This window comes from Geotalea toluenoxydans JCM 15764 (genome assembly GCF_001311985.1).
Taxonomy (GTDB): domain Bacteria; phylum Desulfobacterota; class Desulfuromonadia; order Geobacterales; family Geobacteraceae; genus Geotalea; species Geotalea toluenoxydans.
The window spans coordinates 16,261-29,519 of record NZ_BBCJ01000006.1 but is presented as its reverse complement, the minus strand read 5'-3'; the positions used below and the strand labels follow the sequence as shown (position 1 = coordinate 29,519).

Annotated in this window: 7 protein-coding genes and 4 pseudogenes; 10 read left to right on the top strand and 1 reads right to left on the bottom strand. The window is 55.0% G+C overall.

Going from position 1 to position 13,259, the window contains the following annotated elements; all coding sequences use genetic code 11:
- Positions 1–31: 31 nt before the first annotated feature.
- The 10 genes and pseudogenes from JCM15764_RS04860 to JCM15764_RS04815 all read left to right on the top strand — a co-directional run bounded on the left by JCM15764_RS04860 (position 32) and on the right by JCM15764_RS04815 (position 12,087).
- Positions 32–2,098: an LPS-assembly protein LptD gene (locus JCM15764_RS04860; RefSeq protein WP_054693187.1), complete on the top strand. Its 2,067-nt coding sequence runs from the start codon at positions 32–34 to the stop codon at positions 2,096–2,098.
- Positions 2,099–2,147: 49 nt separating this feature from the next.
- A complete protein-coding gene (gene rfbB, locus JCM15764_RS04855; RefSeq protein ID WP_054693185.1) occupies positions 2,148–3,221 on the top strand; it encodes a dTDP-glucose 4,6-dehydratase in 1,074 nt (357 codons plus the stop codon).
- Positions 3,221–4,049 (top strand): annotated as a pseudogene (gene rfbD, locus JCM15764_RS04850) (dTDP-4-dehydrorhamnose reductase). Before rfbB ends, rfbD begins: the two are co-directional and overlap by 1 nt.
- A complete protein-coding gene (locus JCM15764_RS04845) occupies positions 4,049–4,414 on the top strand; it encodes a cupin domain-containing protein (protein ID WP_012646958.1) in 366 nt (121 codons plus the stop codon). The pseudogene rfbD and the gene JCM15764_RS04845 overlap by 1 nt, the downstream one beginning before the upstream one ends.
- Before the next feature lie 36 nt (positions 4,415–4,450).
- On the top strand, positions 4,451–5,593 hold the full coding sequence (locus tag JCM15764_RS04840) for a Na+/H+ antiporter NhaA (protein WP_054693183.1): 1,143 nt from the start codon (positions 4,451–4,453) through the stop codon (positions 5,591–5,593).
- 85 nt (positions 5,594–5,678) lie between these two features.
- Positions 5,679–6,754, top strand: a pseudogene (locus JCM15764_RS04835) (mannose-1-phosphate guanylyltransferase).
- A gap of 98 nt (positions 6,755–6,852) precedes the next feature.
- Entirely contained in the window at positions 6,853–8,592 is a 1,740-nt protein-coding gene (locus JCM15764_RS04830; protein ID WP_054693180.1) for an aldehyde ferredoxin oxidoreductase family protein, read from the top strand.
- The gene (locus tag JCM15764_RS04825) at positions 8,589–9,761 is read left to right on the top strand and encodes a class II aldolase/adducin family protein (protein ID WP_054693177.1); all 1,173 of its coding nucleotides are present in this window, start codon (positions 8,589–8,591) and stop codon (positions 9,759–9,761) included. Before JCM15764_RS04830 ends, JCM15764_RS04825 begins: the two co-directional genes overlap by 4 nt.
- Before the next feature lie 204 nt (positions 9,762–9,965).
- Positions 9,966–11,533, top strand: a pseudogene (murJ, locus tag JCM15764_RS27865) (murein biosynthesis integral membrane protein MurJ).
- A 68-nt stretch (positions 11,534–11,601) separates the two neighbouring features.
- Complete coding sequence (locus JCM15764_RS04815) at positions 11,602–12,087, top strand: methylated-DNA--[protein]-cysteine S-methyltransferase (RefSeq protein ID WP_243688377.1); 486 nt, start codon at positions 11,602–11,604, stop codon at positions 12,085–12,087.
- A 272-nt stretch (positions 12,088–12,359) separates the two neighbouring features.
- Here JCM15764_RS04815 and mazG read toward each other — a convergent pair.
- Positions 12,360–13,159 (bottom strand): annotated as a pseudogene (mazG, locus tag JCM15764_RS04810) (nucleoside triphosphate pyrophosphohydrolase).
- Positions 13,160–13,259: the final 100 nt, after the last annotated feature.

Below are 13,259 nucleotides of genomic sequence, written 5' to 3'. Positions count from 1 at the left end.
CTATTCAAATTTTAGCCAGTCAGAGTCCTGAATGAAGCTTTCAAGAGCCCTTGGGCCGTTTTGCAAAATTCTCTTTTTCCTTGCCTGCGCCAGTTCTGCCATGGCTACCGATGTTTCTCCATCGGGACCGGTGCGTATTTCTGCCGACAGCCTTTCCTATGCTGAAAGGAGTTCGTCTTTTCAGGCCGACGGCAATGTGCGTATCAGGTATGATGGCGTCACACTTCTGTCGGACAGTGCCGTTTTCAGTGAAGAAGAGGGCGAAGCCATTGCCGAAGGCAACGTTGTCCTGGAAAAAGGGGAAGATATACTCCATGGTGACCGGGTCAGGCTGAATACGGTGACGGAACAGGGAGAGGTGGCAAATGGCTATCTTTTTCTGAAGAAGCCTAATTTCCATATTCGCAGCGGCCTGATGAGCAAGGTGGGCACCGCTGACTACCACATGGAGCGGGGTGCCTTCACCACCTGTGACGGCGATTCTCCCAGTTGGCATTTTACCGCCAGGAATCTGGATCTTACCCTGGAAGAATATGCGACCGGCCGCGATGTGCTTTTTTACGTGAAGGACGTTCCCCTCTTCTATCTTCCCTATTTTATTTTCCCCGTTAAAACCGAACGGCAGTCGGGTTTTCTCTTCCCGCGCCTCGGCAATTCTACGAAAAAAGGATTTTATCTGGACATTCCCTTTTACTGGGCCATCACCCCCAGCCAGGATGCCACCCTCAATCTGGACATCCAAACCAAGCGCGGGGTGGGTACCGGTATCGATTACCGCTACATGGCCAAGGGGGGAAGCGAAGGGTCCGTTGCCGGCTACGGCATTTACGATACCTCCCAGTCAAGATTTCGCGGCGACATTGTTCAACGACATGTGGATGCCACTGCCGACAGCCTCACCTTCAGGTCTGACATCAATCTGGTGAGTGACCGGGACTTTTACCGGGACTTTACCAACGACGCCGGGGAATATAACCGCCAGTACCTGGATTCAAGGGCGGCCTTGACAAAGCATTGGCAGGACCAGGTACTGAACGCGGAATTAGGCTATGTGCAAAACGTCGACATGGGCAGCAGCGACAAAACAACCCTGCAGAGGCTTCCCTCCGTCTCCTTTACGGCTGTCCGGCGCAAGATCGGCGACAGCCCCTTTTTCTTTTCACTGGATTCAAGCGCCGTAAATTTTTACCGCCCACAGGGAATCGAAGGGCAGCGCTTTACCGTGCACCCCACGTTTACCTCGTATTTTAAAGCGGGTTTCCTCGATCTATCGGCTTCTGCCGGCTACAGCCAGCGTCTTTACAATGCCTACGGCGGCGATTCGGGTAATGGTACCCATGGCGAAGGCGTTGCCGATGCCGGGCTGACCATATCGAGCCGTTTCGCCAGGGTATTCGATACCGGGATGCTGTCGATACCCAAGGTGCGCCATCTGCTGATACCGGAGGTTGCCTATTCTTTCGTTCAGGAACGCAATCAGGATGAACTTCCCTTTTTCGACTATGAGGACCGGATGCTGGGGCAGAATCTGGTCAACCTTTCATTGGCCAACTATGTCACCGGAAAATTCACCCAGGCCGACGGGTCTTCCCTTTATCGGGAAATCATGTTTTTGCGGCTCAGCCAGGGATACCAGGCTACCGGTTCCCGCCGCGACCTGCTGACCCTGGTGGACGAAGGACGGCCGCTGACCGACCTCAGGATCGAGTCACGGTTGTCTCCCATAAGCGGGCTGTCATTGGACCTTGACAGCCGTTTCAACACCTACCGGGGAAGCTTTTCCTCGACCATCCTTGCTGCCGGGTACGATGGGGAAGACGGCAACAGGTTCGGGGTCGGCTATCGCTTTTCCAGGGAATCGCTGGAGTACCTGGAAGGGACGCTCGGCGTTGGTCTTGTAAAACCCTTTGTTTTCAATTACACTGGCCGCTATTCTTTCGACAAGGGGGATTTTCTTGAGTCCATCTACGCACTTGAATACAAGCATCAGTGCTGGGGAGTGACCTTGTCCTATCGTGACCGGGCGGATAATCGGGAATTCATGCTGACCTTCACCCTGGCCGGGGTGGGTGCCGTCGGTCCCCTGAAGACTTTCTAAAGCTTCGCACACTTTTATAAATACTCAGCAGGGTGAGACAGGAGGAATGATGTCGGAAAACTTTAAACCGCGTGCCGTTCTCGTCACCGGTGGCGCCGGGTTCATCGGCTCGAACTTCATCAACAGCTTTATGCCGGCCAATCCCGGTTGTCGGATTATCAATCTGGATCTTCTCACCTATGCGGGAAACCTGGAAAACCTGAAAGGTGTGGAAAATAACCACTGTTACCGCTTTGTCAAGGGCGATATCTGCGATGCCTCTCTGGTGGCAAGGTTGCTTGTAGAGGAAAAAGTAGATGCGGTGGTGCATTTTGCCGCCGAATCCCATGTGGATCGTTCCATCACCGGTCCGGAAATCTTCGTCCGCACCAACGTCCTGGGCACCCAGGTGCTCCTGGAAGAGAGCCGCAAGCACTGGCAGGCCAAGGTCGTGCCGCAGTTTCGCTATCTTCAGGTCTCCACCGACGAGGTCTACGGTTCACTGGGAGATACCGGTTTTTTCACCGAGGAAACTCCCCTTGCCCCCAACTCTCCCTATTCGGCCAGCAAGACCGGTGCAGACCTCCTGGTCCGCGCCTACCACGAGACCTACGGTTTTCCTACCCTCAATACCCGCTGTTCAAATAATTACGGACCATGTCATTTCCCGGAGAAGCTGATACCCCTCATGATCCACAACATCATGAACAGAAAGCCGCTCCCCGTCTACGGCGATGGCCTCAATGTGCGGGACTGGCTCCATGTGAAGGACCACTCCATCGCCATCGAGACGGTACTGAAAACCGGCCGGCTCGGCCAGGTCTACAATATTGGCGGCAACAACGAATGGAAGAACATCGACATCGTCAACCTGGTCTGCGACCTGCTTGATGGCAGGCTCGGGCGTGCAGCAGGGGAAAACCGGCAGCTCATTACCTTCGTCAAGGACCGCCCCGGCCATGACCGACGCTATGCCATCGACGCATCGAAAATGCGTCGGGAACTGGGGTGGGAACCGTCCTATACCTTCGAGCGCGGCATTGCCGAGACCATCGACTGGTATCTGGCTAATCAGGACTGGGTCGAAGAGGTGACCTCCGGCGCTTATCGCGACTACTATGAAAAGATGTATGGGGGACGCTGATGATACTCATTGTCGGTGCAAAAGGGATGCTGGGCCAAGACCTGATGGCGCTGTTCGGTCCTGGGGCCCGTGGCGTGGACCTGGAAGATATCGATATCACGTCACTGGAATCGGTGCAGAAGGTTCTTTTTACCATCAGGCCACGGGTTGTGATAAATGCCGCAGCCTACACGGATGTGGATGGCTGTGAAACGAACCAGGAACTGGCCATGCAGGTAAACGGCGAAGGGGTCGCCCATTTAGCCATGGCCACCAGTGAGATCGACGCCAAACTGGTGCAGGTGAGTACTGACTATGTTTTTGACGGCGGTAAGGGGAGTCCTTATCTGGAGGATGAACCGACTGCGCCCCTGAGCGTCTATGGCGAATCAAAGCTGGCAGGGGAGATGAATGCCCGCTTCAACCCCGACCACCTTATCGTCAGGACAGTGGCTGTATGGCATAAACGGCAAGAACTTTGTCGAAACCATGCTGCGCCTGGCTACGGAGAAAAGGGAACTGGCGGTGGTCGATGACCAGATCGGTTCTCCAACCTGGACTGTTGATCTGGCCTTGGCCATCAAGGCGCTTGTCGAAAAAGATTGTCGTGGCATCTACCATGCGGCCAACGCCGGTTTCTGTTCCTGGAATGAATTTGCCAGCGCCATTTTTGCCGAGTCGGGCCTGGATATCACTGTCAATCCCATGTCGACCAAGGATCTCGGACGACCGGCGCCGCGGCCGCTTTATTCCACCCTGGACTGCGGCAAGCTGACCCGTGACACCGGATTTCAGCCACAGCCGTGGCGAGAGGCGCTGAAGCATTATCTGAAACTAAGGAGGCTGTGATGGAGCATGGCGAAAGACCTTGGGGAACCTACACCGTCCTTGAGGAAAACAAAAGCTACAAGATCAAGCGGATCGAGGTCAAGCCCGGCCAGCGCCTTTCCCTGCAGATGCACCATCACCGTAGCGAACACTGGATCGTCGTTTCGGGAACGGCAAAAATAACATGCAACGACCGGGAACAGATCGTCAATATCAACGAATCCACCTTCATCCCCATGGGGGCAACCCATCGCCTGGAAAATCCCGGTTTGATACCCCTGACCATTATTGAGGTCCAAAGTGGTGAATACCTTGGGGAGGATGACATCGTCCGCTTTCAAGACGATTATCACCGGGTGGATAATGGAGAAGAAACACTCCCCTGATCTTCTGCTGCGTCCTACCAACCAAAGGAATTCCTGGTGAAGAAACGTCTAAACATGCTGCGCGAATTTTCGGTACCGCTTCTGGCCGGGGTCGTCACAGCCCTTTTTTGGATCAACCTCGACCCGCATGGCTATCACTCTTTTGTTCACTCCCCGTCCATTGCAGGGCTCAGTTTCCATTTCATCACCAATGATCTGTTCATGGTGCTGTTCTTTGCCATTGCGGCAGTGGAAATAACACAGAGTTTTCATCCCGGGGGAGATCTCAACCCGCTGAAGAAGGCATTGAATCCGCTGTTTGCCACCGTTGGCGGTGTTACAGGCCCGATCATCGTTTATTTCTGCATCAATTTTCTTATTGGCACCCCCGCGCTACGCCATGGATGGGGAATTCCCACGGCGACCGATATTGCCTTCGCCTGGCTTGCCGCCCGCCTCGTTTTCGGCAAAAACCATCCGGTTGTTTCCTTTCTGCTGCTCTTAGCCGTTGCCGACGATGCCATCGGCTTGGCCATCATCGCCATATTTTATCCAGATCCACACCTGTCGGCCGCACCCCAGTGGCTGCTGCTGACTGCAGGCGGGGTGTTCGCGGCGCTTGCCTTGCGCTGGGCCAAGATCAGGAATTACTGGCCCTATATCATTATCGGCGGCGGACTGAGCTGGGCCGGGCTGTTCAATGCCCATCTGCATCCTGCTCTGGCACTGGTCTTCATCATTCCGCTGTTACCCCACGCGGCACGGGAAAGAAAGCATATTTTCGAAGAGGATCCGGATGATCTGTCCACCCTCGCCAGGTTCGAACATGATTGGAAAGTATTCGTCGATCTGGGGCTGTTCATGTTCGGCCTGGCCAATGCCGGAGTGGAATTTACCGCCGTTGGACCGGCCACCTGGATTGTCCTGTTTTCTCTCATTGTCGGTAAAACCCTGGGAGTTTTTGCTTTCGGAACGATCGCGGAGCTATTCGGCTACCAGCTCCCCAAGGGGATGGGGCGACGGGAGTTATTTCTGGCCGGGGTCATTGCCGGAATCGGCTTTACCGTTGCGCTTTTCGTCGCCGGGGAGGCTTTCGTCGAACCTGGGGCACAGGGTGCTGCAAAAATGGGTGCCATGTTGAGCATCCTTGCCGCACCTTTGGCCCTGTTACTGTCAAAGCTTTCAAAGCCCTCCAGATAGCCCACTGTGCTTGACATATCCTGGACAACAACCTAGACTTTGCAGCGTCATCAGCGATAAGAATTTCCCTTTCAGGAGATGCCAAATGTACATAGTGATCCTCGCCGGCGGATCCGGCACCCGCTTCTGGCCCCTTTCGCGCAAAAAAACTCCGAAACAGCTCATGTCGGTCTTCGGTGGCAAATCAATGCTGCAACGGACCTTGGAACGTGTCCTGCCGCTGAAGCCGAAAAGAGTATTGATTGTAACCAACGCCATGCAGGCTGAGGAGACCACCCGGCAGTTGGAATATGTCAAAGGGGTTCCGGTGGATATCATTGCCGAACCGGTTGCACGCAATACTGCCCCCGCCATCGGCCTGGCTGCATCCATCATCGCCTATCACGATCCTGACGGGGTGATGGCGGTCCTACCGGCAGACCATTACATCTCCGATGAGGACGGATTCTGCCGGGTTATCACCCAGGGCAAAAATGCGGCCATCAATGGCTATCTGGTAACTCTGGGTATCACCCCCACCAGGCCCGAGACCGGCTATGGTTATATCGAAGCGGACAATGGATTTCGGCAGCACGGCCCGTTTCCGGTCAAACGATTTGTTGAGAAGCCGAACCGGGAGAAGGCGCTGGAATTTCTCACCGCAGGGAATTTCTTCTGGAACAGCGGCATGTTCATCTGGAAGGCCTGCACCATACTCGATGGCATCAGTCGCTACATGCCTCCGCTGGCCGTTTCATTGTCAAAACTGGTTTTTTCGGAGAGCATCTGGGAGCTCAGAGACCTTAAGCCGCAGATCGAAGCCATTTACGGGGAGATCGGGGGAGAATCCATCGACTTCGGCGTTATGGAAAAGGCGGACAATGTCCAGGTAATTCCGGCTGACTTCGGCTGGAGCGATGTGGGAAGCTGGAGCGCCATTCCGGAAGTGGCCGATGCCGATGACCTCGCCACGTGGCCATCAACGCCAAAGAGGTGATCTCCGTCGATGCCGGCGATTGTCTCGTCTATGGCGACAACCGATTGGTGACCCTGGTCGGAGTCAAGGACCTGATCGTCGTCAATACCCCCGATGCCCTGCTTGTCTGCCCCAAAGAGCGAGCCCAGGATGTGAAAAAGGTGGTGGAGGAGCTGGCGCGGCGGGGACTTACGGAATACCTGTAAAGGCAGTCGGCGGCCAAAGACCCAGTCGGCGGTTAATGGACGGTGGTTGATGGTCAGAACCTCGAACATAGAACATAGAACATAGAACGGTTTTCTGCATGTTTGGTTGGACCGGAAAAATTTTAAAAGTAGACTTGACCAGTGGCCGTTGCTGGCGTGAAGATATCTCTCTTGAACTGCTCCATTCCTATCTGGGTGGGCGCGGGCTCGGGGTGCGGTTGATGCGGGATTATTATCGCCTCGACCCCTTTGACCCGCAGATGCCGTTGATCTTTGCCGTTGGGCCACTGTGCGGCACCTCTGCCCCCACGGCCGCAAGACTGGCTGTCGTCTCCCGGTCGCCTCTTACCGGCACCATTTATGATTGTTCGGCTGGCGGACGCTTTGCCTGGCGCCTCAAGGCCGCAGGGATCGATGCCTTGTTCATCACGGGCCAGAGCAGTCAGCCGGTAGTGCTTTCCATTGCCGACGAGAAGGTTGAGCTTCGGGCTGCCGGCCACCTTTGGGGGCAGACGGTTCATCAAGCCATATCTGCGCTGGGGGCAGGAGGCAGCGTTGCCTGTATCGGCCCGGCCGGAGAGAATGGCGTTCTTTATGCCAACATCATGATGGGGGAAGGGAACTCGGTCGGCCGTGGCGGACTCGGCGCTGTGATGGGCAAAAAGCGGCTGAAGGGCATTGTCGTGGAGGGCAGTAAATCTACTGCGATCTTTGATCAGGCCCGCTTCGACCACGCCCGCCAGGATGTGATGCGGCTTTTTCGAGCTTCTCCGGTCATCTTCGGCGAACTTGGCATCGGCGAATACGGAACTCCTGCACTGGTGGACCTGATGCGGCAACGGCGCATGGCTCCCACCGAAAACTTCAGAAAGACTTTTTTTGCCGAATCAGCCAACTATTCAGGTCCTGCCATCCGCAAAGCTTGTGCCGCAAAAAAGGACGGCTGCTATGGTTGCCCCATTCAGTGCAAGAAGAGCACGCCGAACGGGGAGCATCTTCCCGAGTATGAAACGGTTTCCCATTTTGGCGGTCTCAACGGCATTGCCGATCTCCCCGCCATCGTCAAGGCAAATACCCTCTGCAACGAGCTGGGCCTGGATACCATAACTGCTGCTGCCACCTTTTCTGCGTGGGGAGAGATTTGCGGCAGGTTCCCCATAGCAGAGGAAATTCCCCAGCTTCTCCATGACATTGCCTGCCGATGCCATGACGGGGAACTCCTTTCCTTAGGCTCGCGCCGGGTGGCAGAGGCACTGGGCCGGCCGGAGTTGTCCATGTCGGTCAAGTCCCTGGAGCTGCCGGCCTATGACCCCCGCGGTGCCTACGGCATGGCGCTTGCCTACTGCACCAGCAATCGCGGGGGCTGCCATCTGCGCGCCTATCCCATCTCCCACGAAATTTTGAGGAAGCCGGTCCCCACCGACCGTTTCTCCTTCTCGGGCAAGGCAAGGATCATCAAGATCGCCGAAGATACCAATGCTGCTGTCGATTCCCTGATTGCCTGCAAGTTCTCCTTCTTCGGCGCCACCCTGGAAGAATATGCGGAACTTGTGAGCGCCGCCACCGGAGTCGAATATACGCCCCAGTCACTGAAAGAAACAGGGGAGCGCATCTACTTGACCGAACGATTCTATAACTGCGCCAACGGCTTTACCGCAGTGGATGATCTCCTTCCGGACCGGTTTTACAGTGAGCCCGGCTCCAGTGGTGATGGGATCGACATTTATCCGATTGACCGGCACCGTTTCCATGGGGAGATGCAGAAATACTACCGAATCCGCGGCCTGACTGAAGACGGGACCTTTGCCGACCCGGATTTTCTGGAGCGTCTGCCATGAAAGACCAGATCGCCAAATACAGTGCCAAGCTTCTCTCGGACCGTTCGGCATGTACCGGAGAGATCGCCTTTGCCGCCCAGGATGATGTTCTGATCAGCGAAGGCAATCCGCGTCTGGCAAAACTTGCAGGCGATTCCCTCTCCCGCCTCAATTGCCTTGGCCTCGTTGCCGCCCGCCCTTCGCTCCCCTTTGCCGAATTTCTGGTGAGGCGTGCTCCCATGTCCGAGAGCCGCATTGTCCCCAATGACACGGAGACCCGCACCTTTCTCCATGACATTCCCTTTCTGCGCCGGGCTGAACTGGAGGACGACCCTGCTCCCCGCATCGCCCAACTCTTGGGCAATCGCAAGGGAATCATCATCGAGGGGGTGGGCATTGTCGCCAGCGGCGCCGTTACCGTCGAACAGGCCTACATCAACTACTCCTCCATATTTCACTCCTCCTTCGTTAAATATCTGCAGGATGTGCTGGATCGGGGCTTTATCTTCCCCGAAGAGGCCGAGGCATTCGCGGACTTTCGCAACCAATGGCTGCATCCCCTGACTGCAGAGGGACTGAGTTTTGCGGAAGCGCCACTCACCGGCGGCGAGGCGATTCTGGCGGAAGTGGAGCGTGTGGGGCGTTACACGGTGGAGCGGGGGCTGGTGGATTCCTTCTTCGGCAACATCTCGGCCCGGGAGGGCGAGCTCATCTATATCTCCCAGACCGCCGCCAGCCTGGATGAACTGGCCGGCTGCATCGATCCGGTCCCCATGGACAATTCCTCCACCACCGGCATCACCGCCTCCAGTGAGCTTCTGGCCCACCGGCGCATTTACGAGGAGACCGGCACGGCGGTCATCCTCCACGGTCATCCCAAGTTCGCCGTGGTCATGAGCATGCGCTGCACAGAAAAAGGCTGCGGGATCAAGGACTGCTGGAAAGACTGCCCCAAGGTCCGCTTCCTGGGCGATACCCCCGTGGTGGCCGGCGAAATCGGCGCCGGCGGTCTGGCCAAAAGGGTGCCGCCGGTGATCGGCAAACCGGGCAAGGCCATCGTCTACGGCCATGGGGTCTTCACCATCGGCCGCGATTTCGGCGAAGCCTTCCGCGCCATGGTCCAGGTGGAGAACTGGTGCCGGGAGGAGTATTTCCGGTCGGTGAGGATGAATTCCGACCTGATATCCTGACTTACCAGGATACCCGCAAGGGGTATCCCTACTCCGGAATTACCAGGAATGCAGAAGTAATGTTCAAGGGAAAGGCCGGAAAAACAGGGCGACCGCTAGGGTCGCCCCTACAAAATCATATGTAGCACTCCCTTGCGGGTGACCACATTTAGGTGGCAATACCGGCCAGGGTAAAGGTATTATTATTCAGAGTCTGAGGAATCAATGTCCGAAAAGAAAAACATCGTCCGCGCTGCCGGGGTTCTCGGCTTTGCCACAATACTATCCCGCATCATGGGCATGGTGCGGGATATGGTGCAGTCGCGGCTATTCGGCGCTGGTTTTGCCACTGACGCTTTTATCGCCGCTTTTCAGATCCCCAATATGCTGCGCAGATTTTTTGCCGAGGGGGCACTGACTTCGGCCTTTGTGCCGACCTTTTCCGAGTGGTACTCACAAAAGGGAGAAGTGGAGGCGCGCCACCTTGCCAACATCTGCTTTACTTTGCTGATCATGGTTATGGCAGCTGTCACCCTGCTGGGGGTTGTCTTTTCCCCGCTGCTCGTCAACCTCATGTTTCCCGGGTTCAAGGCCGAGCCTTCAAAGCTGGAGCTGACCATACTCTTAAACCGGCTGATGTTCCCCTATATTTTTCTTGTGAGCCTGGTGGCACTCTGCATGGGGATATTAAATACAGTTCGCCATTTTTTCACCCCTGCCATCTCTACCGTTTTCCTCAATATTTCAATGATTCTCTGTGCCGTCTTCCTCCATAGCCGCTTCCAGGTGCCCATTGTCTCCCTTGCGGTCGGCGTCTTGCTTGGCGGGATCTTACAGCTGCTCCTTCAAATACCGGTTCTTTACCGCATGGGTTTTCCTCTCCGTCTCCGCTTCGATTTCCATCATCCGGCAGTGCGCAGGATTGCCCTCCTCATGGGGCCGTCCATATTCGGTGTCGGTGTCTATTATCTGAATATCACGGTCGGCGCTATTCTCGCGTCCTACCTTCCCAGGGGAGTGTATCCTTTCTTTACTACGCTCAGCGACTCTTCGAGTTTCCCCAGGGGATATTTACCGTTTCGGTGGCCCAGGCGGTGCTTCCCTCCATGAGCAGGCAGGCGGCGGCCGGCGACATGGATGCCCTCAAGGAATCCCTTGCCTTCGGCCTCAAATTGACCCTCTTTATAACGATACCAGCCATGGCCGGCCTGATGCTCTGCTCTACGCCCATTTTTTCCCTCCTCTTCATGGGGGGCGCCTTCGATTATGCAAAGGCGGAGCAGTGTGGCGTGGCCCTTTTCTACTATTCCCTGGGGCTGACCTTTGTGGCCATGGTCAGGGTACTGGTGCCTGCTTTTTATGCGCTCAAAGACACCAGGACACCGGTGTTGACAGCGTTCACTGCCTTTATCCTCAACCTCGGTTTCAGCTTGCTGCTCATGGGGCCGCTCAGGCACGGCGGACTGGCGCTGGCTTCCACCCTGTCTGCACTGGGCAACATGGCGCTTCTCATCTGGTTCCTGCGCAAAAAGATCGGCCCATTCGGCGGCAAAAGCATCGTTCTGGCAGGGGGGAAGGGACTTCTGGCGTCGGTGCCAATGTCTGTTGCCGTTTACTGGTTCATTACCCTGACTGATTGGTCCAGTCATGGGCATAAACTGGTCAAGATCTTGGTCCTTGGCGGAGCTGTTGCTGCCGGAATTATCATCTACTATGCATTTGCCCACTTGCTTCGCTGTGAAGAGGCCCGTGAGGTGACACATCTCCTGCGCAAGAAGGTCTTTAAACGATGAATAGACGGAAGCAACGGTCTGCACAATATTGCTCAGTGTACAGCACCCCCATGGGGCCAGGTGGAGTGGTGGCCAGTGCTGCCGGCCTGGTCGAGGTTTTCCTCCCTTTTGCCGGGAGCGGCGTAGAAGAGATGCTGACCGGCATGAAAAAGCTTTATCCCCAGGCAGACACGGGCAACGGGCTGACGGAAAAGTCTGCACAGCTTTTGCAGAGATATTTTTCAGGTGAGCGGGTGGAGTTTCGCCTGGAACTGGACAAGGAAGGATTTACTCCGTTTCAGAAACGTGTCTATGAATACGTCGCCGCCATTCCCTATGGACAAGTCAAAACCTACGCCCGGATTGCTGCCGAAATCGGCTGCAGGGGTGCAGCCAGAGGGGTTGGTACTGCCATGGCCCGCAATCCTTTGCCGATAGTTATACCATGTCATCGTGTTGTAGGCGCTTCAGGCGCAATGACAGGTTACTCAGCTGCTGGGGGCATTGCCACAAAGAAGATTCTGCTGATTATGGAGGGTGTTACCCTGGATGGAAACGGCAGGGCAAAAATTTAAATGATATTTCTTTAATTATGTTTATGAACATGCGAATAAACAAATTCATCAAGTAATTCCTGAACCTGTTGCGAAAATGTTTACAACTTAAAAAAAAGGGAAGTGAACTGCCAAGTCAGTGATATCTTTGAATTAAATACTCTGCGTAAAAAATAAGCAGATTGCAGAAAGGCTTTGAAAAGTATCAATTTATTGTTTTGTCCACAAAGTTATTAACAGATTATCCACAGCTTTTGTGGAAAATCTGTTACCGTATTGAAAAACCGAAACAATTACCGCTCTTCCTCCTGTTGTTCTATTCTTTTCGCCTCCTCCCAGAGTTTGTCCATTTCTTCCAGGCTTGCTTCCTGCATGGTCACTCCGGCTGCATGAAGCTTGTCTTCCACATGATTAAATCGTCGGATAAAACGGTTTATGGTTTTACGCAGTGCTTCCTCTGTATCCAGCGATAAAAACCTGCCCAGATTTACGATGGCGAAGAGCAGATCACCCAGCTCTGCTTCCATACGTTCCTGATCACCCTGAGCCAGGGTTTCCTCGAATTCATGCAACTCCTCAATCACCTTGGCAAAGACCTGATCAGTATGCTCCCAGTCGAAACCTACCCGGCAGCTTTCTCGGTAATTTTGTGGGCTTTCATCAGGGCCGGCAGGTGGGGCGGCACACCGGAGAGGGCGGATTTTCTTTCTTCCCCTTTTTCCGCTTTCTTGATCCGTTCCCAGTTTGCCACCTGTTCGTCAGCGCTTTTCACAATCTGGTCTCCGAAAACATGCGGATGCCGGCGGACGAGCTTTTCATTTATGGCGTCCAGCACATCTTCCATGGTGAATTCCCCGCGTTCTTCGGCGATGGCCGCATGAAAGATCGGCTGCAGCATGAGGTCCCCCAGTTCTTCCTTGAGGTGGGCGGGGTCTTTTGCATCAATGGCTTCGATCACTTCGTAACATTCTTCCAGGAGGTAACGCTTGAGGCTTTCGTGGGTCTGCTCCGCATCCCACGGGCACCCCCCTGGCGCCCGCAGTTCCCGCATTATCTCCACGAGGCGGTCAAAACCTTTCATTTCTTCAGACATGGGTTCTCCCGTCGGTGATATATTCGGTCTTTTAAAATCTCACGCAACAATACACATGTTTACTTGTTCACGCAAGCCAGTCCTGAGGCAAGGGTGGATG

Bases quoted from the DNA above. Each gene is read 5' to 3' on its own strand.
- JCM15764_RS04860 (WP_054693187.1), top strand. From the start codon at position 32: ATGAAGCTTTCAAGAGCCCTTGGGCCGTTTTGCAAAATTCTCTTTTTC.
- rfbB (WP_054693185.1), top strand. From the start codon at position 2,148: ATGTCGGAAAACTTTAAACCGCGTGCCGTTCTCGTCACCGGTGGCGCC.
- JCM15764_RS04845 (WP_012646958.1), top strand. From the start codon at position 4,049: ATGGAGCATGGCGAAAGACCTTGGGGAACCTACACCGTCCTTGAGGAA.
- JCM15764_RS04830 (WP_054693180.1), top strand. From the start codon at position 6,853: ATGTTTGGTTGGACCGGAAAAATTTTAAAAGTAGACTTGACCAGTGGC.
- JCM15764_RS04825 (WP_054693177.1), top strand. From the start codon at position 8,589: ATGAAAGACCAGATCGCCAAATACAGTGCCAAGCTTCTCTCGGACCGT.